This window comes from Dyadobacter sp. 22481, assembly GCF_052044875.1.
Taxonomy (GTDB): Bacteria; Bacteroidota; Bacteroidia; order Cytophagales; family Spirosomataceae; genus Dyadobacter; species Dyadobacter endophyticus.
Window position 1 is genome coordinate 1,631,432 of the sequence record NZ_JBQENV010000002.1, and the last position, 24,250, is coordinate 1,655,681.

19 protein-coding genes are annotated in these 24,250 nt (G+C 51.2%); 4 read left to right on the forward strand and 15 right to left on the reverse strand.

The annotated features are described in order from the left end of the window. The first annotated feature begins 57 nt into the window (after window positions 1–57). Window positions 58–1,857, forward strand: coding sequence for a hypothetical protein (locus ACTJJJ_RS16905; RefSeq protein WP_440702425.1), 1,800 nt, complete (start codon window positions 58–60; stop codon window positions 1,855–1,857). Here the strand turns inward: ACTJJJ_RS16905 and ACTJJJ_RS16910 are convergent. The 13 genes from ACTJJJ_RS16910 to ACTJJJ_RS16970 form a co-directional block, all read right to left on the reverse strand. Beyond that, on the reverse strand, window positions 1,852–2,373 hold the full coding sequence (locus ACTJJJ_RS16910) for a DUF6169 family protein (protein ID WP_440702426.1): 522 nt from the start codon (window positions 2,371–2,373) through the stop codon (window positions 1,852–1,854). The two genes, ACTJJJ_RS16905 and ACTJJJ_RS16910, sit on opposite strands and share 6 nt — an antisense overlap. Beyond that, entirely contained in the window at window positions 2,354–2,542 is a 189-nt protein-coding gene (locus ACTJJJ_RS16915) for a hypothetical protein (RefSeq protein ID WP_440702427.1), read from the reverse strand. Before ACTJJJ_RS16915 ends, ACTJJJ_RS16910 begins: the two co-directional genes overlap by 20 nt. A 122-nt stretch (window positions 2,543–2,664) precedes the next feature. Then, window positions 2,665–3,729, reverse strand: a complete 1,065-nt coding sequence (locus ACTJJJ_RS16920; protein WP_440702428.1) for a response regulator — start codon at window positions 3,727–3,729, stop codon at window positions 2,665–2,667. 23 nt (window positions 3,730–3,752) lie between these two features. Continuing rightward, on the reverse strand, window positions 3,753–4,982 hold the full coding sequence (locus ACTJJJ_RS16925; protein ID WP_229222305.1) for a PAS domain-containing sensor histidine kinase: 1,230 nt from the start codon (window positions 4,980–4,982) through the stop codon (window positions 3,753–3,755). A 78-nt stretch (window positions 4,983–5,060) separates the two neighbouring features. After that, entirely contained in the window at window positions 5,061–6,425 is a 1,365-nt protein-coding gene (hemN, locus tag ACTJJJ_RS16930) for an oxygen-independent coproporphyrinogen III oxidase (protein ID WP_440702429.1), read from the reverse strand. 97 nt (window positions 6,426–6,522) lie between these two features. Continuing rightward, window positions 6,523–7,221, reverse strand: coding sequence for a sulfite exporter TauE/SafE family protein (locus ACTJJJ_RS16935; RefSeq protein WP_440702430.1), 699 nt, complete (start codon window positions 7,219–7,221; stop codon window positions 6,523–6,525). Between the two features lie 3 nt (window positions 7,222–7,224). After that, window positions 7,225–7,677, reverse strand: a complete 453-nt coding sequence (locus tag ACTJJJ_RS16940) for a FixH family protein (RefSeq protein ID WP_440702431.1) — start codon at window positions 7,675–7,677, stop codon at window positions 7,225–7,227. Window positions 7,678–7,701: 24 nt separating this feature from the next. Next, window positions 7,702–9,051 carry a cytochrome c oxidase accessory protein CcoG gene (gene ccoG / locus ACTJJJ_RS16945; protein ID WP_440702432.1) on the reverse strand — a complete coding sequence of 450 codons (1,350 nt, stop codon included), beginning with the start codon at window positions 9,049–9,051 and terminating at the stop codon, window positions 7,702–7,704. 7 nt (window positions 9,052–9,058) lie between these two features. Next, complete coding sequence (locus ACTJJJ_RS16950; RefSeq protein ID WP_440702433.1) at window positions 9,059–10,081, reverse strand: cbb3-type cytochrome c oxidase N-terminal domain-containing protein; 1,023 nt, start codon at window positions 10,079–10,081, stop codon at window positions 9,059–9,061. A 5-nt stretch (window positions 10,082–10,086) separates the two neighbouring features. Continuing rightward, window positions 10,087–12,231: a cytochrome-c oxidase, cbb3-type subunit I gene (ccoN, locus tag ACTJJJ_RS16955; RefSeq protein ID WP_440702434.1), complete on the reverse strand. Its 2,145-nt coding sequence runs from the start codon at window positions 12,229–12,231 to the stop codon at window positions 10,087–10,089. A gap of 45 nt (window positions 12,232–12,276) precedes the next feature. Then, window positions 12,277–12,426 (reverse strand): cbb3-type cytochrome oxidase assembly protein CcoS, encoded by a 150-nt coding sequence (ccoS, locus tag ACTJJJ_RS16960; RefSeq protein ID WP_106596734.1) that lies wholly within the window; start codon window positions 12,424–12,426, stop codon window positions 12,277–12,279. 77 nt (window positions 12,427–12,503) lie between these two features. Continuing rightward, window positions 12,504–14,966, reverse strand: a complete 2,463-nt coding sequence (locus tag ACTJJJ_RS16965) for a heavy metal translocating P-type ATPase (protein WP_440702435.1) — start codon at window positions 14,964–14,966, stop codon at window positions 12,504–12,506. 89 nt (window positions 14,967–15,055) lie between these two features. Beyond that, a complete protein-coding gene (locus ACTJJJ_RS16970; RefSeq protein ID WP_440702436.1) occupies window positions 15,056–15,517 on the reverse strand; it encodes a Panacea domain-containing protein in 462 nt (153 codons plus the stop codon). A gap of 220 nt (window positions 15,518–15,737) precedes the next feature. Here ACTJJJ_RS16970 and ACTJJJ_RS16975 point away from each other — a divergent pair, with 220 nt between their 5' ends. Next, window positions 15,738–18,452: a PQQ-dependent sugar dehydrogenase gene (locus ACTJJJ_RS16975; protein ID WP_440702437.1), complete on the forward strand. Its 2,715-nt coding sequence runs from the start codon at window positions 15,738–15,740 to the stop codon at window positions 18,450–18,452. A 135-nt stretch (window positions 18,453–18,587) separates the two neighbouring features. Here the strand turns inward: ACTJJJ_RS16975 and ACTJJJ_RS16980 are convergent, their stop codons facing one another. Next, window positions 18,588–20,825, reverse strand: a complete 2,238-nt coding sequence (locus ACTJJJ_RS16980; RefSeq protein ID WP_440702653.1) for a hypothetical protein — start codon at window positions 20,823–20,825, stop codon at window positions 18,588–18,590. A gap of 335 nt (window positions 20,826–21,160) precedes the next feature. Between ACTJJJ_RS16980 and ACTJJJ_RS16985 the strand changes: the two genes are divergently transcribed. Continuing rightward, window positions 21,161–21,967 (forward strand): hypothetical protein, encoded by an 807-nt coding sequence (locus ACTJJJ_RS16985; RefSeq protein ID WP_440702438.1) that lies wholly within the window; start codon window positions 21,161–21,163, stop codon window positions 21,965–21,967. A gap of 13 nt (window positions 21,968–21,980) precedes the next feature. Beyond that, complete coding sequence (locus ACTJJJ_RS16990) at window positions 21,981–23,519, forward strand: alkaline phosphatase family protein (protein WP_440702439.1); 1,539 nt, start codon at window positions 21,981–21,983, stop codon at window positions 23,517–23,519. A 119-nt stretch (window positions 23,520–23,638) separates the two neighbouring features. On the opposite strand, the gene ACTJJJ_RS16995 is transcribed toward ACTJJJ_RS16990, so the two are convergent. Beyond that, the gene (locus ACTJJJ_RS16995; protein WP_188933113.1) at window positions 23,639–23,983 is read right to left on the reverse strand and encodes a winged helix-turn-helix domain-containing protein; all 345 of its coding nucleotides are present in this window, start codon (window positions 23,981–23,983) and stop codon (window positions 23,639–23,641) included. Window positions 23,984–24,250: the final 267 nt, after the last annotated feature.

Genomic DNA, 24,250 nt, shown 5'->3' on the forward strand with positions numbered 1-24,250 from the left:
TCAGTATCATAGCTAAGCGGCGTCAGTTTTCCTGCGGCGGTGGCCGAGTACTTTTGGATGAACTATCAAGACCTCATCCAGAAAACAATGCCGCATACTTTTCATATACCCGTCCTCGGACTGGGATACTCCATCGATACCCCCATTAAAGTCGCCCAGTATGGTATTTCCTCCGTCGCGTCCATCGTCGACGACGAACTGATCGAGCGAATGCGCGTACATTATGCCCGCCAGCGCGGAGAGGACGACACGCCTATTGTCAAGTCGGAACAGGACTACCGCAGCCGCAGGATCACGGCTTACCTCGACCTGATGCACCGCATGGTGACGGAAGAATTTGAAAGATTGAGAAGCCAGCCGTTCGGTGGCGATAATGATATCGATCGCTATTTTAGCCTTTTACCTCCGACTTCCGACATGAAACTTCGGTATGATACAATGCTTGCGTCGGCCGAAGGTGCCGAACGGGATGCGCAAGCTGCTGCTTTACGTGAGCAAATAGTAGCAGGGAGCATCGACGTGAATATCATGTCGAAAGTCGATAAAATGAATGTGGATAGCGACGGGAATGTGCTTGATGAAATTTATACGGACGCATTGGCCGCGCTCCGCGGCTTCGCATTGAGCAAATTATCATCTTCAATTATCCTCTCTGCGGGCATGAATCCACGTTTGTACAGTTATCTCGAAGTTTTTCCCGATTTCTTTCCGGACCAGGAAGGCAACTTTCGCAAAAAACTGATTCTTAAAGTAAGTGATTATCGCTCGGCATTAATCCAGGCGAAGTTCTTAGCCAAGAAAGGCATCTGGGTTTCCGAATTCCGCATTGAGTCGGGACTGAACTGCGGTGGGCATGCATTTGCCACGGAGGGGAACCTTCTGGGGCCGGTTTTGGAAGAATTCAAAAGCCGCCGCGCCGAAATGCTTACCGAGTTGCTAGCGCTCTACGAGCCTGCATTGGAAAGCAAGCGCATTACGCTCACACGAACGCCGCGTACACGCATATCCGTGCAAGGTGGCATTGGTACCGCGGCTGAAAACGCATTCTTGCTGGAATATTACGGAATCGAAGCTACGGGCTGGGGAAGCCCATTCCTGCTCGTACCGGAAGTTACGAATGTCGACAAGACCACTTTGGATGCATTGGCCAATGCCGACAGCGATGCATACTGTGTAAGCGATTCGTCTCCCTTGGGTGTGCTTTTTAACAACTTTAAAGACAGCACTGCCGAGAAACAGCGGCTCGAACGCATTGCGAAAGGACGTCCCGGCAGCCCGTGTCACAAACGTTATCTCGTTTCAAACACTGAATTCACCAAAGAACCGATCTGCACGGCTTCCCGCCAATATCAGCAATTGAAAATCAGGCAACTGCAAGCGCTCGATCCGCAGCCTGCCGACCTTCAAATGCAAATCAGCGCAGTTACCGAAAAGCTTTGCCTTTGCGACGGACTGAGTACAGCAGCGCTCGTTAAGAATAATCTGATCAAACCAAGGGAAAATCGTGCAGTAGCAATTTGTCCGGGCCCGAATCTGGCTTGGTTCTCGGGGATTTATTCGCTGGACGAAATGGTGGGGCACATTTATGGAAAAATAGACCTGCTGGCGAGGCAACTCCGGCCCAATATGTTCATCAACGAATTGAATCTCTATGTCGATTATCTCAAAAAGGATGTAGAACGGCATACTGCCGCACTGAACGACAAGAAGGCAAAATACTTCTCCAAATTCCGGGCAAACCTGCTTGAAGGGGTCAATTATTACAAAAAGCTGATCCCTGAAATTACCAATCAGACCGTGGCCTACCGCCAGGAGATGATGGCGCAATTGGAGGCGATTGAGGCCGGGCTTTCATAGCTTGCCGGTCTTGTCCAATTCTCCGGAATGGAAGAGACTAATAGCAGAGTCGTAATCAGGATGGTTTTTTCGCAGAAGAATGGAGGCGTAGACCGTTAGTTTTGTTCTAAAAACATTGCCGCTCTCGTCGATCTTCAAGTCGTTGACAATGAATTCCCGGTCATGTTTTTCGACGGATGGATCATCAACCATATAGAACCACCTGTTGAACTTCGCATATCGCAAGTGCCCCCTACCGTCGAGTGGATCACAATAGTAAATGATAATCGGGTTATTCTCTTTTAGGAAATTGGCCAGAATAGCTATTACAGTATTTCTGAGCCGGGCATCAAGGCCCATAGAATGCTTATTCGTTTCGATAAAGAAGTTAAAGGCTTCCTCTATTTCAGGATTATCGGGGAAAAATCTTGGATCCTGGAATAGATTTACTTTCACGACGATGTCTTGCACCGTCGTGAATAAGAAGTAGCTGCCAAAACGCTCGTTGGGATAAACTTCAGTAGAATTTGATTCCAAGTGTGTCAAATTCGGCTTGTGACATTTCTCCCCGGCGGTAAGCGTCTATATCCCTCCTTGATTTCATCATTCTTGCAGCAATATTATTAAGTACAAGTCCCGGACGATTTTCAGGCGCAACTGCTTCATCATTTTCTGGAGTGGTCGCAGGTGTCGTTGTTTGTTCCATAGTTTGAAAGATTTTTGTGAAGTTTTATCAAAACTAGAAAACCCCTATGAACTCTAGGCCGTTTAAACTTGACCAATGATCAGGCGGAACTGATGAATATATTACCGGTAATATAACGAGTACTAATTCCGCATCCGCGCCAGTTTTTCATATTCCAGCACGGTGATATGGCTGCCTTTCATATCTACGAGGCGTTCGTCCTTGAAATCCGAAAGCGTCCGGATCACGGTTTCGGTGGCGGTCCCCACCATCGAGGCAATGTCTTCGCGCGTAACAGCCATTGAAAACGGTTTCGAACGGTCTTCCTGGTAGCGTTGCACAAGCATTACCAAGGCCTGCGCCACACGTTTCCGCACCGAATTGTAAGCCAATTGAAGGAGTCGCTCTTCCCGGTCTTTAATTTCATTGGAAAGCATCCGGATAAATTTCGATGCAACTTCCCGGTTGCCTTGCAGCAGGTTGAAAAAATCATCCTTGGGGATCATCGCCACTTCCGATACTTCCAACGCGATGGCTGTTTCTTCATAGGGTGCGCCTTGGAGCAGATCGAGGTAACCGAAGAATTCGCCCTCTTTCAGAAGATCGGTAATGTATTCCTTGCCATTCTCATTCGATTTATAGGCCTTAACCTTCCCTTTTTGCAGAAAAAATACATGGGACGGAAAGCTGCCTTCGGTGTAGATCGTCTCTTTTTTTCTTAAAACCTTTACCTTCTTGTCCTCCGCCAGCTTCACGATCGGGTCGAATGCCTGTGCTTCCCTAATGAACTGGTCGAAGCCATCGGCAGAGCGTTCGAACTGCTTTTTCAGCCGGTCGCTCTTTTTAAGGCGCATTTCAACGGCATTGAGTAGCTCCACATCGTCGTAAGGCTTGGTAAGGTAGTCGTCCGCACCCATAGTCATTCCCTTACGGTAATCTTCCTTTTCGGCTTTGGCTGTGAGGAAAATGAATGGAATAGAGGCCGTGCGCTCGTCCTTGCCGAGCATATGCAGCACACCGTAGCCGTCGAGTTCGGGCATCATAATATCGCAAATGATCAGGTCGGGGTGGTGGTGGGCGGCTTGCTGCACACCTTCCTTGCCGTTTCGGGCGGTGATGACCTCGTAGCTGGCGAGTTCAAGGATCTCAGCCGTATTTTCCCGCATTTCGGGGTTATCTTCTATCAAAAGTATTTTTCTCGCTTCCAAGTCTGGTACGTTTGTTGTCAGGGTTAGAGTTTAACGGATGCCGGTTCCCGGTTGGGCAATTCCACGAAAAATGTGCTGCCCAGCCCGACTTCGCTGTGGAAGCGCACGGTACCGCCCATGAGTTCTATATAGTTTTGTACAATATTCAGGCCCAGTCCGGTACCTTGCGCGTTACCTGCATTGTTGGCACGGAAAAACCGGTCGAAAATATGCCCCTGGTCTTGCTCGGGAATACCGATACCCTGGTCTTGTACTTCGATGCGGATCAGCCCGCTCCAATTTTTGACTCTCAGAGAAATCGTCTTTCCCGGTTCCGAGTACTTGATCGCATTCGAAAGCAAGTTGAAAAGCACGTTGCGCAGCAGTTGCTTGTCGAGCCAGGCATTGGCTTCGCCGTCGTAGCTTACAAACATCTCCTGACCTTCCTTGCAAAGTCCCCGGATCTCTTCAATCAGGTTTTTACAAAACTCGTTAAGATTGGTAAGGACCGGTATGCAGTGAATGCGGCCTTCTTCCAGCTTCCCGATGGAAAGGAAGTCATTCAGGATCTCGGTAAGATTGCTAACCGTCGATTTAATGCGCTGGACGTGTTTTTGGCGCTTTTCTTCGTCCTCCGTGTGCGAATACCGGCCTATGAGCGAAGCCGACGACAGAATGGTAGCGAGCGGCGTCCGGAACTCGTGGGAGGCGATGGTTACGAACTGGCTTTTCATATTGTTCAGTTCGCGCTCTTTCGTTAATGCCCGCACGACCTCCTCCTGCGACTGTTCGATGCGCTTGATTGCCGCGGCCAGTTCTTCGGTTCGCTGTTGCACACGCTCTTCAAGCTCCGCATTTAATTTTTGTATTTCAAGATTGGCCTCGATAATGCGGCTTTCCTGCTTTTTTCGCTCGGTAATGTCAATGACAAAACTCACGACAAACTCGCCGTCGCTCGTTTTGAAAGGGCTCAGGCTCACTTCCACGGGAAACTCGCTGCCATCCTTGCGCCGGGCAAACAGGTCCATCATATGGCCCATCCCACGGGCACGCGGGGCTTCGAGGTACTCGTCGCGGTAGCCCACATGGTTTTTGTTGAACCGCTGGGGAATCAGTGTTTCCACTTTCCTGCCGATCAGCTCGCGATCGGTGTAGCCAAAAAGTTCCTTTGCCTTGGGGTTGAGCATTACAATGTTTGCCTGTTTGTCCACCACCACGATCCCCTCGGTCGCGTGCTTGAACAGGGCATCCAGCATTTCAATATGCCGTGTCATCACCTGCGTATGAATTAAAATATCCGTATCAAACATACCAAAGTACAGGACACAGGTGAAGACCGCAAGAATTTATCATTAAACTGTTTGGCTGAAAAGCGTAGTCTGTGGCAGGTCGGCCCAGAGGCGCGCATCGAATGCCATGCAGACGTTGCGCACAAATGCCTTGCCTTTTTCCGTAATCCTCAGTCGGAAAGGTTCTAGCTCTACCAACTCGTCGACCTCCATTTCGGAGAGTCTCTCAAGTGCCTGATACAGCTCCGCACAAACTTCCGAACTGCTGGCCCAGGAGGTTTCGAAGGAGGTCATCAGCCGGAGTATATGCTTTCTCATGATGAGGTCTTCGCGGCTCAGCTCGTGGCCACGAAACACGGGGAGCTCGTCGGCAGCGAGTTTTTTGTAATAATCTTCCACCTTTTTCTCATTCTGGGCGTAACCCCACCACGAGTCGGAAATGGACGATGCGCCGAGGCCGATCAGCAGTTGCGTGCGGGTGTCGGTGTAACCCATGAAATTCCGGTGAAGACGTTTCTGGGTAGCGGCTTTGTACAGTTCGTCGGACCGGAGGGCGAAATGGTCCATGCCAATGTCCTCATAGCCGGCCAGTTCCAATGCATTGCGGCCGGTTTCGTAAATGGCGATTTTATGGTCGGCATCGGGCAGGTCTTTTTCGGTATAGCTGCGCTGGCCGGGCTTAATCCACGGAACATGGGCGTAGCTGTAAAATGCAATGCGATCGGGTTTGAGCTGAATTACGCGCAACATCGTCTGCATCATCGAGCAATTCTTCTGTTGCGGCAGGCCATATACGATGTCGTAGTTGACGGACGTGTAGCCTATTTCGCGGGCTTTTAATGTCAGGTGTTTTACCTGTTCAAAAGTCTGGTGCCGGTTGATCATCGCGAGCACTACCGGGTTGAAATCCTGCACGCCAATACTGATCCTGCGGAAACCAACGGAATACAATGCCTCCAAATGCTCGTCGGTGGTATTGCCCGGATGTGCCTCGAAGCCAAAACGGGCGTCGGTATGCACCTGGGCATTTTCAAGTAAGACTTTCACCAGCTTTACCAGATTCCCCGGACTGAAAAAAGTGGGTGTACCACCGCCCAAATGCAGTTCCCGAATCAGCGGTTTTTCTTCCCCAAGCAACGCACAATACATTTTCCATTCCTTCAAGACGGCCTGGATATATTTGTTTTCTACCGCATGGTTGATTGTGATACGGGTGTTGCAGCCGCAATAGGTACAAAGGCTCTCGCAAAACGGAAGATGGACGTACAAACTGATTCCTTCCGTCTGGTTCGAAACCGTGAATGCATCCTGCACGAGCTCTTTCCATTTATCGATGGAGGGAGGTGTTTTCTGCCAGTACGGAACGGTCGGGTAGCTGGTATAGCGTGGCCCCGGAATATTATATTTGAATAGCAGGTCCTTGTCCATTGGTTGAAGTTTTAATCTGGATGATTAATCAAAACTACCCACCTGCCGAGGGGAAAAACATGATTTATGTCATGTGAAAAACAGACTTTCAAGCCTGCTAACGGCAGATGGTAATGCCGGAGGATGATTTGGTGGGATTTGGATAGGAAGTGGCTATGCCACGCGCAACGAGCCAGATGCCCGCTATGGCAACGAGAACCGGCGTAAGTTTGCGAATGCGCGTGCGCAATGCCGGGGTGAATTGTTGCCTGGCAATACCCAATGCGAGCATGGCCGGTATAGTACCAAGCCCGAAAAGCGCCATAAACGCCCCTCCACTCCAAGCGCTGCCCGTGGCGACGGAACTCATCAGGGCCATATATACCATTCCGCATGGGACTGCCCCATTGAGCGTCCCGAGCGTCAGCATGCCGAACAAATCTGTTCTTTTAAGGCGTAAACCCATTTTTTGCCGTAGCAGGCCTACTATTTTTTGCCAGAACAAAGGCATATGCAGCGTGCCCTCCAATCCCGACGGCCAGAGCACATAAAGCAGCATTGCCACGCCTATCCCCATGGAAGCATAGCGCAACACACCAAGCCATGCCAGCGAGGCGCCCAGCGTCCCTATAACTATTCCGAACGTCGCGTATGTAAGTGTACGCCCCGCATTATAGGCAAGTACGCCCGCGATCTGCTGCGTGCGCGTGCCCTTATGCACGGGTAATGCGAGCGCGATAGGCCCGCACATGCCCACGCAATGGAAGCTGCTGATGAGCCCCATTGAAATGGCGAGGTAGGGCAGGACGGTGATCATCGGTCAAAGGTTTTGGTTGCCGATCACGACCACGCCTTCGTTCCAGTACGTTTCGTTTCCGCCCGTCCAGTCGACCTGAATTTTGTAGCGCCCCGCCGGGATTTGCGACAATGCGACGGTCTGCCGGCTATCTTTTACTTCGATCGCAAACTGGCGGTCATTACGGTTATCGGACGGGCAGTACATGCGGATATGGCCTGAAATGGCCGAATCTGCGAAAGTTGCGGGGTATTGGATTTGCAGACCGCTTTCAGTAATCTTCCACGACAGCGGCACTTCCAATGCGGTAGCGCGTTGGGTCTTGTCGATCTTGCCCTGAAATTTCAGTTCTTCCTCGTAATAATGGTCGGTCACCAGATCGATCTTCTGCCCGGCGCTCATTCCCACGAGCAGTAGTATCATCGATATAAAACTGACGTAAACAGCGGCAATAAATGCTTTCCAATTGATTTTCATAGTATTTGAAAATAGGTTAATACATTATTCTTCAGGTGCGATGAAGGTGGTTTCAAAATTTTCCAGCTGCCGGTTTCCCTGCGAAACAGAAAGTTTTAGTACCATTTTGCGGCCCTTCAACTCCGATTTTGGAATGATTACGAACACCGTCCCCTCGGACATCCCCGCGGCTTCGAGCGTCAAATCGGGTGATCCGGCGAAGAGAAGCTTTCCGTGCGGGGTGTCGAGGTGTAAGGAGGGTTTAATGATGCGGTTAGTCTTATTGAATATCTTGAAAGTGTACAGGTTGCTGATCGTGCCGTCGCTGTTCTCGATATAGCGGCTGCCGGGAGCACGGAAAAGGGTCGTTTGGGTGTCGGTGCGGGTAGCCACAACGAAACCCAACGCCGACCACAGCAGTACCAATACCGCCGCATAACCCCAGGTGCGGGACGTCAGGACCTTGGAGGTTTTCCGCACGATCGCATTCTCGGAAGTATAGCGGATGAGGCCCCTCTCAAACCCGACTTTGTCCATGATCGAGTCGCAGGCATCCATGCAAGCGGTGCAGTTCACGCATTCCATTTGGGTGCCATTGCGGATATCAATGCCGGTCGGGCACACGGCCACGCATTGAAAGCAGCTGACGCAGTCGCCTTCGGTACGGTCGGTCCCTTTGTGCAGCTTACCCCGTGGCTCTCCGCGTACATGGTCGTAGGCGACGTTGATTGAGTTGCCGTCGAGCAGCACGCTTTGCAGGCGACCGTACGGGCATACCACTGTGCAGGCTTGTTCGCGCAGCCATGCAAAGTTCCAGTAGAATATGGCCGTGAATATAACAATGCCGGAAAACAGGCCGATATGGTCTTCAACAGGCTCGGAAATAATTTTGTAAAGCTCGTCGGTACCCAGTACGTAGGCCAGAAGCAAGTTGGCGATGACAAAGGATACTATCAGGAAAATGATGTATTTCAAACCCTTTTTCAGGATTTTGTCCGATGTCCAGGGCGCTTTGTCGAGCAATTTTTGTTTGCCGGCGTCGCCTTCGATTGCATATTCGATTTTACGGAACACCATTTCCATGAAAACTGTCTGCGGGCATGCCCAGCCACACCATAACCGGCCGAAAACCGTCGTGAACAACACGATAAACACAAAGAACGAAAGTGTGGTAAGCCCGAAAAGCCAGTAATCCTGCGGTCCGATGAAAATGCCGAAAAGAATGATCTTCCTTTCAATCACATTGAGCAAGACCAGCGGCTGCCCATCGAGCCGGATGAACGGCGTAACAAACAGCAAAGCAATGATGGCTATGCTGAACACCACACGACGGTTATGCCATTTGCCGGTTGGGCGCTGAGGGTAGAGGGGCCGTGTTTCGTTACTCGTTTTCATGATTCAACTATTTCTCTGCTACCGCCTCTTCACTAACAAGCTCCCCTTGCGGTTCTTTGGCATTCGCCGGTTTGGTGCCTTTGAGTGAAAGCACGAAGCTCGCGACTTTCTGGATGTCGGTAGGGGAGAGTTGTTTCTCCCAGGAGATCATACCTTTCTCCGGCACACCGTATTTAATGACTTTAAACACATTGTGAATGCCCCCGCCATGCAGCCAGTATGTGTCGGTGAGGTTGGGGCCTACCGAGCCGCCGCCTTCGGTTCCGTGGCAGGCGGTACATTTTTCCTGAAAGATTTTCATCCCGGCCTCCACTGCGGCCTTGTCTGTGAGGAGTGTCACGGAGTTTTCGTCCATGCTCGCACCTACTTTCTCCATATAAGCCTTTTTCTCTGCTTCAGCAGTGGCTATTTCCTTATCGAGCTCCGCTATTTGCAGATCGCCCAGGCCGCTGAAATAATAGGCCGAGTAAACCACAGCGATGAAAACGGTGGTGTAGAAAAGGAATTGCAGCCAGGGGGGCATCCGGTTGTCGAGCTCCTGGATACCGTCGTAGTCGTGCCCGTCGATCAGGATATCTTTCTCATCCTTCAAAGCCACACTAATACCCCTGAACTTCTTCCACCAATGCGCGCTGAAAACGTGGGTAGGCTCTTTATGGGAAGTGTGCGCGGTTTTGTTGAGCAAATTCATCGCCGAACCGAGCAGGATCGCGAGCTGGATAATGATGAACACCAGTGCGCCGAGTAGTACGTAGAGGATAAGGTCCAGTTCGGTAATAGCCCGGACTTTTTCGGTAGTTTCCTGTGCCGCGGCAGGTAATGCAATGCATCCGAGCAAGAGAAGCGATAGTACCGTCTTTTTCGCCACGCCGTCATTCAACGGAATGCTGCGCATTTTGTCGAGCTTTCTTTTATCCAACCCCCACACATAAAAGAGCAGGCCGATGAAGAAAGCAAAGAATATCAGGAGGGAAATGAGCGGGTAAATGCCCACTCCCGCTATGGTTTCGAGGTAGTTACGGAATTTCATAGAAGTCAATTTTTGATATCAGTACCAAGTCGCTGCATGTAGGCAATCAGCGCGATAATCTCTTTATTCGCCGCCGTTTTGATGCCGCTTTGTTTCAGGCGCTCCTGGATTGCCTTTTCCTGCTTCACGAGATCGGCATTGGCCTGGTATTCGTAACCCTTTTCGTAAGGCACGCCCAGCGTCTGCATGGCTTCAATCTTGGCTTTGGTTGTGGTCGTATCCAGGTCGCCTTCCAGCAGCCAGCCATAACGTGGCATAATGGAGCCGGGCGACATCGAGATGGGATCTTCCATGTGGTTGTAGTGCCAGGAGTCGGGGTATTTTCCGCCTATCCGGTGCAAATCCGGCCCGGTGCGTTTGGAGCCCCATTGGTGTGGGTGGTCATATACAAATTCCCCCGACTTAGAATACTCCCCGAACCGCTCGATTTCGGACCTGAACGGACGGATCATCTGCGTATGGCACACGTAGCAGCCCTCGCGGACGTAAATATCGCGGCCCTGCAATTCCAGCGGCGTGTATGGCTTCACGCTCGCAATGGTGGGCACATTGGATTCGACCAGGAACGTCGGGATCATTTCGATCATCCCGCCGATTGCCACGGCTATCAGAGAGAATATGGTTAATGCCAAAGGCTTGCGCTCCATGAGCCTGCGGTGCCAGTACTCGCTTTTCTCGGGATGCCAGATGGCATTCAACGGCATGGCTTTGGCGGTTTCGGTAGCCACGAACTTGCCTTTAATGGCCGTCATCCAGAGGTTATAGATCATCACCACAAATCCTACCAGGTACAACGAGCCCCCTACACCGCGGAGGAAATACAGTGGTTTGAGGGCCGTTACGGTTTCAAGGAAGTTGGGGTATTTTAAAAGACCTTCCTGTGTAAACTCTTTCCACATCGAGCTCTGTACCCAGCCCGCCCAGTACATGGGAATGGTATAGAAAATAATACCCAGCGTACCGATCCAGAAGTGGAAGTTGGCCGCTTTGGTGGAGTACAACGGGCGGTTATAAAGGCGTGGGAACAGCCAGTAGAGAATACCAAATGTAAGGAAACCGTTCCAGCCAAGCGCTCCTACGTGTACGTGCGCTACGATCCAGTCGGTGTAGTGGGCGATGGCATTTACATTTTTCAAAGAAAGCATCGGCCCTTCGAAAGTGGCCATACCATAAGCGGTAATCGCAACCACCATGAATTTCAACACCACATCTTCGCGAACCTTGTCCCATGCACCGCGCAGCGTCATCAGGCCGTTCATCATACCGCCCCACGACGGTGCAATCAGCATGACGGAGAATACGGTACCGAGCGTCTGCGCCCATTCGGGCAATGCGGTGTAGAGCAAATGGTGGGGGCCCGCCCAGATATACAGGAAGATCAGCGCCCAGAAGTGTACGATCGAAAGCCGGTAAGAATAAATGGGCCGGTTGGCTGCTTTGGGCAGAAAGTAATACATCAAACCCAGGTAAGGTGTTGTCAGGAAAAAAGCGACCGCATTATGCCCGTACCACCATTGCACGAGTGCGTCCTGCACGCCTGCGTACACAGAGTAGCTTTTCATGAAGGAGATCGGCAGCTCGATGCTGTTCACCACGTGCAGCATAGCAACGGTCACAAAAGAGGCGATGTAGAACCAAACTGCGGCATAAATGTGCTCCACGCGGCGATTGATGGTAGTCATGATGATATTGACCAATGCAGAAACCCACACCACCGCGATAGCGATGTCGAAAGGCCATTCCAGCTCGGCATATTCTTTGGAAGTGGTAAAGCCCATGGGCAGGGATATCGCCGCGCCGAGGATGATAGCCTGCCACGCCCAGAAATGAAACCGGCTAAGGACAGGGCTCCAAATGGGCGTCCGCAACACGCGCGGAACCGAGTAATAAAGCCCCGTAAAAAAGCCATTACCCACAAATGCGAAAATCACCGCATTGGTATGCAAGGGCCGGATGCGGCTGAATGTCAGGAACGGCAGGTCGAAATTCAGGTTCGGGAAAACCAGCTGCATGGCCGCCAGCAAGCCAACGAGCATGCCGATGAGCCCAAAGAGGATGGTCGCGATGGCGAAGTCCCGGACAATGCGGTTGTCGTATTGAAATTCATCCAACTCAACGGATGCGAGCGTAGGATGGGGAACGTTTGACATAACTTAGTGAGGATAAGTGGTGAAAATCAGTTCATTTTCTGGCGGTTATGGCTTTTCGGAATCGTCCAGCAGGATCCGTACGGAGGGCGTGTAATCGTCGTCGTAGTGACCCTTGCGGACCGACCAGATGAATGCGCCCAGGAATCCCAGTGCCACCAGCAGACTGGCAATGATCAGCAGGTACAATGCGCTCATGATGAGGATCAGATTAGTGTTTTTGATAGGTCAAAACTACCTGCGGCATGGCAGGTAAAGGATGATGAGTGCTATGGTCAGTTTATGACATTGGTCAGTTTTTTAAGAGATCGTTGGGCAGCGGCATTGCTGGCAAGGGTCGTGAATGCCACGATGGTAATAGAACTGACGGGCATGAGGATTGCCGCGATCACCGGCGACAGGTGGCCCGTAACTGCGAACGACAGTCCCAGGATATTGTAGATCAATGAAATAGCGAAACTCTGCCGGATAATACGCTGTCCGCTCCGCGCGAGGGAAATGTAGCCGGGTAGCAGGTTGAGCCGGTTTCCTTCCACAATGGCGTCGCACGACGGCGAAAAGTTGTTGATATCATCCGAAACGGCCAGTCCGACATCGCTTTGACGTAAAGCACCGGCGTCATTCAGTCCGTCACCGACCATCAGTACATGGCGGCCTTTGCGTTGCAGTTCTCGCACAAAATCCAGTTTTTCCTCGGGTTTTTGGTTAAAAAGAAGCAATGCATTCTCTCCGAAAAGCGGAGTAAGCAAGTCGCGGTCGGTAGGGCGGTCGCCGGAGAGGAGGCAGGTGCCGATACCAGCCCGACGTAATGCAGTCAAAGTTTCCGCGAGTTCCGGCCGGTATTTGCTGCGGATCGTGAAATAGCCCTTCACAGCGTCGTCGATAGCCACATACACCCGGCTCGACTGCCGATCGTCGTCGTCACTACCCGCGGCACCGGTCCAGCTTGCAGAGCCCATCTTTACCACTCTTGCACCCCATTGCGCGGACATACCTTTGCCACTTGTTTCAGAAAAGCCGGTCAGCACACGCCGGCTAATAGGCGCATCGGACAAATGCTTCGTGATCTGCCGGCTGAGCGGGTGCGACGACTGCTCCACCAGCGTTTTGATCATAACGATTTCGTCACGCGTCGATGGTTCACCTATAAAGTCGATTTTCGCGTCATCGGGCAAAGTAATGGTACCTGTTTTATCAAAAACGACTACGTCGATATGTGCCAGCCGTTCGATGCTGTGCGCGTTTTTAGGGTAAAAACGGTTCCGGCTGAAAACGCTTAGCAAGTTGCCGTTCGTGAAGGTAGACGAAAGCAGTAATGCGCAAGGGCAGGCCACCAGCAGCGTGGTAGTGAATGCGAGGAAGGCGGTTTCAGGATTTTTATATACAAAAAACCATATCGCAAAAGTAACGGCGGCAATGCCGAACACTGTCAGTGAGAAATAGCGGTTAATGCGTGCCGCCAGTGATTTGCCGGCGTCGTCCTTCTCATGGGTGAATGCTTCATTATTCCAGAGTTGGGTGAGGTAGCTTTGCGATACTTCCCGAAGCACTTCCAGTTCGATAGCCGCTCCTTTCTGCTTACCGCCCGCATAAATGGTATCCCCTTTTTGCCTCTCAACCGGCTGCGACTCTCCCGACACGAAGCTGTAATCGATCAGCGCAACCGCGCTTTGCAGTACGGCGTCGGCGGGAATGAGCTCCTCGTTACGGACGAGCATATGGTCGCCTTTTTGGAGGCCGGTAATGGGTTTGCGTGTTTCCTTACCATGCTCGATCACCGAAATGGCGATCGGGAAGTAGGATTTGTAATCGCGGTCAAACGAAACGCCGGCGTAGGTTTTGTCTTGAAAATAGCGGCCCACAAGCATGAAAAAGACGGCTCCGGCAAAGGAATCGAGGTAACCCGGGCCGGTTTGTGTTGCGAGCTGGTAAATGCTGATCAGAAAAACGCAGCTCAATGCAAGCGCAATGGGCGCATCGATGTTCAGGTAACGCCCTTTCAGCGCCGCCCAAGCCGATTTGTAGAAATCTGCCGCACAGTAAAACAACACCGGCAAGCTCAATGCGAGGTTCAGGATACCGAAAAGCGTCCGAAGATTTTGATCCGACGCGTTTTGTCCCAAATGAAAGTACTCGGGAAAGCTCAGCATCATGATATTGCCGAAAGCAAAACCCGCGATGCCGATTTTGTAAAGCCGCGTCCGGTTCCATTTGCCGGCTTTTTTACCCGACAAATCGTCCATGCTCAAATAGGGCTCGTACCCGATGCGCGTGAGCAGCGCAGCCAATTCGCTCAGTCGCAACGCCCCGGTATCAAACGTAATCCTGGCTTTTTTTTCAGGAAAATTCACCACCGAGCTCCGTACCGCCGGATTGAGGCGATAAAGGTGTTCGAGCAGCCAGATACACGAGCTGCAATGCATTTTCGGCAGGTACCAGTAAACGGTGGTCAAGCGCCCGTCCGTAAACTCGATCATTTTTTCATATACTTCAGGCCGATCGAGGTGGTCGTATTTGCCTTTGTAAAACGTAGGGTCCGGCGAAATGCCCTGCGCACCGTCGATCGCGTAATACTGGCAAAGGTCGCGCTCTTTTAGCAGGCTGTAAACCGTCACGCAGCCGTCGCAGCAGAAATCGTGTTCGTCGGTATGCAGCACTTCATCGCGGCACTCCTCGCCGCAGTGATAGCAAACCTGTTTTGTATCGGAAATGGCCTCCGGGGCCGTCAATATGCTCATGGTCATGGTTTGGGTGAAACCTTACCCAAAATTGGAGCATACGACCAGCGTAACGGATGACGAAAAGACGTGGGAAAAACTGACTTTGGTCAGGAATTGTAGCCAATCCCTTGATTGAGGTGGAATGCATACCGGTAGTTGATGAATGCATTTTGTTCCGCGTTGTCATGCCAGCCGGCTTCCTCGTGGCTGAGTTTCACAAGCTCATCGGTTGAGAGTTTACCATATTGCTTAGCCACAAATTGCAAGACTACCAGTTCATGCTGCGAAAACAGCGTTTCATCAAACGGAATATTTGCCTTGATTTCGTCACCATAAGCGCCATTGCCGAAATATTGTTCCTCAATGCTGATATGCCCTTGTTCCGAAAGATCTACATAAATTTTCTGAAACTGCGAGGGAACCGGGCCAAACTGTATTGCCCTGTATTCCAGTCCCGTGATGGAATATCCTGTCAGTCGGTATGCATTGAAGTCGGCGTAAAAGAGAAGTTTGTTTAACTTGGTCTTGAACAGTGAAATCTTCTTTAATACCTGAAAGAATGCGATCATGTTTCCGATTTTGCCGAAATCAGGTTGACGGTAGCCATTGAGCCTGGATGGGAACACTTTTTCCGCCACGAATTGCCCGTTCCGAATTAACGGCAGATATTCGACCACTCGATAATCAGACCGGCTGCATGAATTCTCTTCAAAGGCGTAATATTAAAAAAGTCACCTCACGGCCTTTTAATAAAGCATTAATCCCTATTCCCCTTTTTCTGTGAAAAAATTGAAATCTATAATCGGCTTACTGATGGGCGGTGGCCTTTGCCTGGCATCGGTTACACGTCACGACAAGCCCTTGTTCAGACAGGTCGAGCATCCGGTGCCAATGCATATGGCGAGCATTTCCGACGGCCCCGATTCAAGTCGATTTACTTACACCAAGCTCGTTTCCGGCCTCGACGAGCCGATGGAAATGGCGATCCTTCCGAATTACGATATGGTGATCGCCGAGCGGAAAGGTGCGGTACGCTATTTCAACAATACGACCAAAGAGCTGTCTACCATCGCGCAGTTCAATGTATTCAGCGGGATTGAGGATGGGCTGCTCGGCGTGGCGGCCGATCCGGACTTCAAGAATAATAATTGGATTTACTTCTATTATGGCGTAGGCGGCGAGAAGAGCGTCAGTCAGTTGGCCCGTTTTGAACTAAAAGGGCAAAAGTTGATTCAGGACTCGAAAAAAGTACTTTTGGAAGTTCCTACCCAGCGTAAATATTGCTGCCATTCGGCGGGTTACCTCACGTTTTCGGGCGGATTACTACATCTCTCAATCGGTGATAATACCAATGCCGAGGAAATCGAGGGGCACACGCCGATTGACGAACGTCCCGGCCGCGCGCTCTCGGATGACCAGGCTGCCACTGCCAACAGCAATGATTACCGGGGTAAAATCCTGCGCATTAAGCCGGAAGCGGACGGCACGTACACCATCCCCGACGGTAATCTTTTCCCGAAAGACGGCTCACAGGGAAAGCCGGAAATCTATGCCATGGGTGTGCGAAACCCGTTTCGCATCTCCGTCGATCCGAAGACGAAATATGTGTACTGGGGGGATGTGGGCCCGGACACCGAGGTGCCCGGAAGTGAAGGCAAAATGAGTTATGACGAGATCAATCAGGCCCGTAAGCCGGGTTTCTTCGGGTATCCCTATTTTCTGGGGGATAACGAGGTATTCCCTGATTATGATTTCGCTACAAAAAAAGAGGGGCCGGGTAAAGACCCACAAAAGCCGGTCAACGACTCACCGAACAATACGGGTATTCGCGAGTTGCCTGCCGCGCAGCCTGCTTTCATCTGGTACGGGAAGTGGCCTTCCCGGAAATACCCTTTGGTAGGCAAGGGCGGCGCGAGTGCAATGGCCGGACCGGTATATTACAGCGATTTGTATCCCAATGCACCCTACAAGCTTCCCGCGTATTACAATGGCAAGCTGTTTATTTTTGAATGGATCAGGAAGTGGATCATGGCTGTGACGATGGATGCCAATGGCAATTACGTGAGTATGGAGCCGTTCCTGCCGCAGCTGAAAGTCGTTGCACCGATGGACATGCAGATCGCTCCCGACGGAGCCGTTTACCTGCTCGCCTACGGTACCAACTGGTTTGCCCGCAATACCGATTCGGGCATTATCCGCATCGAGTATGCCGAGGGTAACCGCAATCCGGTAGCCGCCGTTTCTACGGGCAAGACCATTGCTGCCGCGCCATTTACCGCCGTGCTTTCGGCTAAGGGTTCGAAGGACTACGATGCCGGCGATAAGCTCAGTTATGAATGGAAGATCGGGACGAAAAAGATACCGGGCGAGGAAATCAAGCATACTTTTACCAAACCAGGCGTTTATAATGTGGTATTGACTGTTACAGACCAGAATGGCGGAAAGGGGACGGCTACAACCGAATTCAAGATCGGGAACACCCCACCGGATGTCAGGATCACGACCAAAGCAAACCGCAGTTTCTATTGGGATAATGCATCTTTTGACTACAATATTCAGGTTACGGACAAAGAAGACAGGCAAATTCCCCGGGAAAAGATTCATGCGGGGTTCAACTACCTGGCATTTGGGAAGGACCTGGCCGGGGCTTTGTCGGGCTCGGAAGGAGAGAGTATCACATATGCGGCGACTGCTAAATTGTATGCATCGCTGGACTGCAAGGCCTGCCACACCATGGAAACCAAGTCGATAGGCCCGGCGTTGAAGGATATTTCAAAAAAATACGCGGGTAATGCAGGCGCAGGGGATATGCTTGCCCGGAAGATCGTTACCGGCGGAAGCGGTAACTGGGGTTCTTACCCAATGCCTCCACACGCAGACCTGCCCGAAAAGGATGCGAAGGAATTGGCGGGGTACATTCTTTCACTGAGCCGGAAAGCCGGGCAAACGCCGCTTTCTGCCCGGATGAAACTGACGGAACATATCGGCAAAGGCAACGACGGCGCTTATGTTCTGCAGGCCTCCTACACCGACAACGGTGCAAACGGCATCGAGCCCCAGAAAACGGCCAGCCATATTGTCCTGCGCAATCCACTAATCCAGATGGAGGATTATCAGGAGGGTAATGTAGGAGTAGTTATCGCTACGCAAAACACGGGGTATGTTTCTTACATCGCAAATATTACCACTGGAAAATACACGAGGTTCGATCAGATAGACCTTTCACACATTAAGAATATTCGTTTGCGCATTCAGGAACACGGCGCCGGCGGGACTATCGAGCTCCGGCAGGATGGTCGGGAAGGTCAGCTGCTGAGCAAAATCGACGTGCCGGGTGGACATCTGGACGATCTCAAAACTGGTTGGATAGAAGTGCTGTTGCCGGTAAATGGCGGTACAGGCGTCCACAATCTGTATTTGGTTTTCAGAAATGAGAAGCTCAAAGGACCGATGTTCCATATTGACTGGATGTATTTCGAAAACGATTTCAATCCAGGACCCTGAGCTCGCCCTGCTCAATCATTTGGGTTTTAACCAAGCGATCCCGGCTCCGCAGGGATTTCCTGCGGAGCCGGGATCGCAAACCAATGGATGACTTCTGCAATTAGGGCGTTCCCCAGGAGCATCGTCATTTCGGCATTATGGCTGTTTCAATAGCCATATATCCGAAATCTTCGACTGCTTACGCCAGTTGAGCTGCGATTCCTCGGGGCCATCGAATGTGACTGAAATTTTGCCATCCTGTGTAAGGCTTAGCGGCACAATCCATTCTTTGAACGTTTCAGGTTCCTTGTTGTAAATGACCGGCGAGAGCCTTCGCCCGTCTACGCGCAGGAGTGCGTCGCCTTCGCCCACTACGCGTATGGTGTAGCGCGCACGTGGGTCGAGGTTGTCGTAATCCAGTGCAGGCTCCCGCTGGAATAGCTGCGACGAAAGACGTTTGCGGCTTTTTCCGCTGTCCCACCACGCCACGTCGGTGGCATCTTCGGAGATCGTTTTTACGCGAGGTCCTTTGGCTACACTTGAAATGCCATCATAATAGCTTCCCTGCCCTGGATTTTCCCAGAATGCAATGGTTTTCAATCTGGCGAGCTGCTGTTCGGGATCCGTCATTTTTTTAATCTTTTCAAATTCATCGGCCAGCCACCAGCGGTTATTAAGGGGATAGTTAACAAAATCCATTACGACGCCGCGTTCCGGATTGCGCGGCTTGTGCTTTTCCGTGCTTGTTTGCAGGCCAATTGAAGCGTACAGCGCATCGCTTAAATCGACGATATGCTTGTAAATATCGCGACTGATGGGTTCCTCATCGGCCTTGTTGACGATCGCCAACGCCGCATCCATGGACTTTGTAATGGTATTCAGGCTCGCCGACGACAGGACCGCATTGGCCTGCTTTTCAAGTTCTTGTTCGCGAATCAGGCGCAGGCGCGTGTATTGGTCATAGTATGCCCTCAACAAAAGCATTTGCCAACGCCAGTTATTTACGAGCGTTTCTTCCGTCTTTTCAAGAATCCGCCAGTTGATGTAGGTCATCTCCACTCCACCGTTTTCTGCTAATGGCCCTTTCCAATTCTGTTCCAGTCCCTCGATCGCACTTGCAGCTGCCGAGGCGACGGTATGATTGAAGAAAAAAGCGGTGTATTCTTCCATAATGCCGTGCACATCCATTTGCGGATCCCAGGCGCGCATACTCCACAGTACCTTGTTCACATCGTCGTGGCTGCCATCGGAGTAAGAAACAAACCCATCCGTAAAAGGCGCATATTTCGCGTGGATTTTGGCAAATGCAAACGGCCGTGGGTTCACCGACTCCCTGCCAAGCGTCAATGCAAATGCCTGATCGAACTTCTCAACCGGGAATTCGCAGCGTACGGAATGGGTAATGTCGGGGTACTGGCGGTGCTGGTATTGTTTCGGAAGCCGGTAGCGCGTTTCGGCCATCGGCGGACTCCCCGGCCCGGACACCACGCCTTGCAACCAGGCGGGTTTTTCGGATTCGAGGAATTTGTAAAAATAATCGATCTGTTCGGTGTTAAAACCTTGCAGGGAAATCCACATTTTCGCGTTCGGGTGGTACTTAACCAGTTTTGCCTGCAATTCTTTCAGGAAAGGCAGCACTTCAGTGGGATGATTGTCGCCCGGGTCGCCGCCGGGAAAGAATATGTGGTCGATGCGGGGGCATTCTTTGTAAAACTGCTCGTGTAAATCCAGTTCAGCTTGTCGTTTGCCCTTGTCCGTCAGCTCAAAAGTCGCCGGTGTCCATACCCAGTAATCCATATCGTATTTCTGGCAAATCTCGCTCATTTTAATCCGCATTTCCCTTGCCGGAATTTTGAAATGGGGGCTGGGATTGTCGTCTTCGTGAAAAGGAATACCTTCCACGGCATTACTTCCAAAAACGGCCAGTTCGCGGATGTACTGATCAAATTGGCCGACCGTCCAGGCGTCGTAGGTGTTTGCGGTGGAGCGATAGCCCAACTGATGCCCGCGGATCGGGTAGGCAGGGGAAGAAGCCACGTTCACCGGTCCCGGCAGTTCCAAAAGCGGCTTGCCCATAAATGCCTTGCTCATTTTTAAATGCCTTAATAACCAACCCGTTCCGAACAGGACACCGCGTGTGTCGGCACCGATGACCCAGACGGTCGTATTTCCGGCGGCAGTTTCCGTCACGATCCGGTAACCCTCCGCTTTGAACTCGGGGCCGTTTGTCCCCGCCGATGCAGGCAATGCGCGGGAGAGCAGCGTTTTATCGGATGATAATGCCAATGCGATGACAGGCGTGTTGCCTTTCGGCCAAGCCGAAGCATTTTTGAGCGTTATTCCTGTCCGTTTCGCGATTTCCTCCGTCAGTACAGCCGGAGCTGTTTCTTTCATAGGCGAAGGGACACTCGGAGAGATGATCCAGGCTGCGTTTTTCAGGCCGATCACCTGCGCGGCGCATGGGAAATAGGTTGCCGAGAAGAGCAGGATTGTAAACAATGGCACTAGTCGGCCGGTAAGCGATGCTTTGAAGCGGGTTTGAGGATGCATAACAAATACAAATCGATGTGTTGTATTTGCATTACTAGGATTGCGGCGTTTCAGGCCATGATTCGGTGAATAGAGCGTCCGAACGTTTACGTTCGAACGATTTTGTGCTGGTAACATTCGCGTAAAGTAGAAAACTCCCCCTTTCGCTACTTTTAGGATGGAAAACATTTGTAACCCCTATGCATCTTTTCAAATCCCTGTCTTTCTGCACTTTTTCACTGCTTTTACTGGTACTTTCACCTGCATCGTCGCAGACGCTCACGCCCCTGAAGGAGTTTGACGTGAAGGAGGCCAAACAGGCCGTGGCTGTGGACGCGCAACATTTTTATGTGATCAACAACAGCACGATCACGAAGCATGCCAAGGACGATGGCAAGCTCGTCGCGACCTGGGACGGAACGAAGGAAGGGATAGTCCATTTGAATAGCGGGGTCGTAATTAAAGGGAAGCTGTATTGCGCCAATTCCAATTATCCCGAAATCCCGATGACGAGTTCGGTAGAGATTTTTGACGTTAAGACGTTGAACCACGTCGATACCCACAGTTTCGGGATCGCGCAGCACGGCTCGCTTACGTGGCTGGACCAAAAGGATGGCCACTGGTTCATCGGTTTCGCGCATTATGCGGGTAAGGAATCGAGCGAGGGCAGGGATGTACGGTGGACGTCGCTGGTGAAATACGATATGGAATGGCGGCAGGTAGAGGCCTGGGTTTTTCCAAAGAACCTGGTCGATTTGTTTACGCCCAAAAGCAATTCGGGAGGCGCATGGGGCGCCGACGGACTGCTTTATTGTACCGGCCACGACCGCGGCGAGGTGTATGTTTTGAAACTGCCCAAATCGGGCTATACACTCAGCCATACGGGCACATTGCCGGCGCCGATCGAGGGACAGGGCATCGCTATGGACCGCTCGGTGGCTGGGAAAACGTTGCTCTATGGAATTCAGCGGAGCAAGCACATAGTGACCGTTTCAGAAATCAGATAAAATTGTTGTATTAATGAAGTTACTTTTTAGCTGCCTGCTTTGCCTTTCTCTGCTGATTTGCCTGCAATCTGCTCATGCACAGAGTGCAAGCAAGGGCGATCGCCGTTTCGCAGTCAAAACGCTGATCGTCTTTTTTGACGGTTTGCGCCCGGATTACATTACAGCGGAGCAAATGCCCAATTTGTTTGAATTTAGTAAGAAAGCGGCCCGTGGAAAGCATCACCACAGCGTTTTTCCTACGGTTACCCGGGTAAATTCGGCTTCCTATGCGACAGGTTCCTATCCGCAAACGCACGGTCTGCTGGGTAATTCAATTTACATTCCCGAAGTCAATCCCAGGAAGCCTATCGGGACTACTTACGACGATCTGATCAAAGTTCCGGCGGCTACCTCCGGTCCGTTGCTGACAGCCCGGTCGCTCGGCGAAGTATTGGCGGATGCCGACCAGAAGATGATGGTTTTCAGCTCGGGGACGACTGGGCAGGCTTTTTTGCAAAACCACACGGTGAACGGAGCAGTTGTAAATCCAGACCTTATTTTGCCCGAATCACTTAAAGCGAAAGTGCTCGGCGAAATAGGCGTGGTTTCCGAAGTGGAGCCGGAAGAAATGGGCAGGCACAAGTGGATCACCGATGCATTATTAAAATACGGTTTAATCAAAAATGGCCCGCTGGTGAGCGCCGTCTGGTTTTCGGACCCCGACGGTGCGGCGCACGAGCACGGGATCGGATCGGAGCAGGCTGTGGCAGCGATCAAATACGTCGACGCACAGTTTGGCAGGATCATGGCGGCATTGCAGGCGAAGGGTGCCGAGGAGCAATATAATGTAATCATTTCCACAGATCACGGCTTTGTGACGCACACGGAAAAGCCGGGACTGGCGGATTTTCTGATTAAGGAAGGTTTCAAGAAGGACAAGGAATCGGATGATGTCGTCGTTGCCGAGGGAGCGATTTATGTCAAAAACCATGATGTAAAAACCATTCAATCTATTGTGGTTGCATTGCATAAGCAGGAGTGGGCAGGGGCGGTTTTTACAAAGGCGGCAAAGAGGGGAGATGCGCGCGGCAGGGTAAAAGGAACGCTTTCCTTTGACCTGATCCATTATGACCACCCTAACCGCTTGGGGGATATTCTGGTAGCTCCGAATTGGAATGATGCCAAAAATGATAAGGGTTATGCCGGGACGGGTTTTTCGGGTGGAGTAGCAGGGCACGGCGGTTCGAGTCCGTATGAAATCAATATTGCATTGCTCGCTGCGGGGCCAGATTTTAAGAATGGAACATCTATCGATATGCCGACTTCCAACGTCGATATTGTTCCAACTATTCTTAGTATTTATAATCTGCCAAAACCGGCCGCAATGGATGGCAGGGCAGTGGCCGAGCTTTTGAAAAAGTCTCAGAAAGCGAATGGTACTTCCCAAAAACAGCTCGTTAAAACCGAAGCGACTTATCCCTGGGGGACCTACAAATTATCGGCAGAACTGTCTGTTCTGGGCGGTTACCAATATTTCAATTATGCTAAAACAGAACGAACACCAGCCCGCTGAAAGGATCGGTGTACGTGATTATGCATGTGGATTGGCTATTTGGTAAAACCAATCTTGACCCTTACCTCGCGATCATTCACGCAGCAGTATCGAAGGCTTTCCCACCAGAAAGCGCTGCGTCAAACGAGTGACAAAAGCTCTTGTTCTTCGGCCAAGGCGGCGAGCAGCTTGTCGTTCAGGCGTTTGTAGGCGGCCATTACGTTCCGGGCGGTGTCGGTGAGCACGGTGCCGCCGCCTTTGGTACCGCCTTTTTGCGTTACCACGTACGGTCCTTTACCCGTCGTATTGAGCGCGTCGATCATCGCCCAGGCCTTTTTGTACGACAATCCCATATCTTTGGCAGCCTGGGATATCGAGCCTGTTTCGGCGATGCGTTCCAGCAATTCGTATCGCCCGGGACCGAAAAATTTGACCTCATCCACAAACACCCAATGCCGGAGCCGTATCTCGACGTGTCTTTCCATGCAGCAATTTTTAAAATGGTTTATTTCTTCGCGCTGCAAACTAGGATTAAATCACCACTCTGCACCCGAAAACAGGCACTTTAATTTGCGATACCGACAATAAGAATTTCTGTCCGCTTTTATTAAAAAATATGCCTCGAAATATTTGTTGTTAGTATTATAGAATTAATTTTACTTATTGCGAAGCACGTGGCACTCTCAGATTCCCAATGGTTAGGGAAATCGCTTGGTGTTCTCCAACAGTATCAATCCCGCAGATTTAAAACA

Bases quoted from the DNA above. Each gene is read 5' to 3' on its own strand.
- ACTJJJ_RS16905 (WP_440702425.1), top strand. From the start codon at position 58: ATGAACTATCAAGACCTCATCCAGAAAACAATGCCGCATACTTTTCAT.
- ACTJJJ_RS16915 (WP_440702427.1), bottom strand. From the start codon at position 2,542: ATGGAACAAACAACGACACCTGCGACCACTCCAGAAAATGATGAAGCA.
- ACTJJJ_RS16925 (WP_229222305.1), bottom strand. From the start codon at position 4,982: ATGACACGGCATATTGAAATGCTGGATGCCCTGTTCAAGCACGCGACC.
- hemN (WP_440702429.1), bottom strand. From the start codon at position 6,425: ATGGACAAGGACCTGCTATTCAAATATAATATTCCGGGGCCACGCTAT.
- ACTJJJ_RS16935 (WP_440702430.1), bottom strand. From the start codon at position 7,221: ATGATCACCGTCCTGCCCTACCTCGCCATTTCAATGGGGCTCATCAGC.
- ACTJJJ_RS16940 (WP_440702431.1), bottom strand. From the start codon at position 7,677: ATGAAAATCAATTGGAAAGCATTTATTGCCGCTGTTTACGTCAGTTTT.
- ccoG (WP_440702432.1), bottom strand. From the start codon at position 9,051: ATGAAAACGAGTAACGAAACACGGCCCCTCTACCCTCAGCGCCCAACC.
- ACTJJJ_RS16950 (WP_440702433.1), bottom strand. From the start codon at position 10,081: ATGAAATTCCGTAACTACCTCGAAACCATAGCGGGAGTGGGCATTTAC.
- ccoN (WP_440702434.1), bottom strand. From the start codon at position 12,231: ATGTCAAACGTTCCCCATCCTACGCTCGCATCCGTTGAGTTGGATGAA.
- ccoS (WP_106596734.1), bottom strand. From the start codon at position 12,426: ATGAGCGCATTGTACCTGCTGATCATTGCCAGTCTGCTGGTGGCACTG.
- ACTJJJ_RS16965 (WP_440702435.1), bottom strand. From the start codon at position 14,966: ATGAGCATATTGACGGCCCCGGAGGCCATTTCCGATACAAAACAGGTT.
- ACTJJJ_RS16970 (WP_440702436.1), bottom strand. From the start codon at position 15,517: ATGATCGCATTCTTTCAGGTATTAAAGAAGATTTCACTGTTCAAGACC.
- ACTJJJ_RS16980 (WP_440702653.1), bottom strand. From the start codon at position 20,825: ATGAAAGAAACAGCTCCGGCTGTACTGACGGAGGAAATCGCGAAACGG.
- ACTJJJ_RS16985 (WP_440702438.1), top strand. From the start codon at position 21,161: ATGCATCTTTTCAAATCCCTGTCTTTCTGCACTTTTTCACTGCTTTTA.
- ACTJJJ_RS16990 (WP_440702439.1), top strand. From the start codon at position 21,981: ATGAAGTTACTTTTTAGCTGCCTGCTTTGCCTTTCTCTGCTGATTTGC.
- ACTJJJ_RS16995 (WP_188933113.1), bottom strand. From the start codon at position 23,983: ATGGAAAGACACGTCGAGATACGGCTCCGGCATTGGGTGTTTGTGGAT.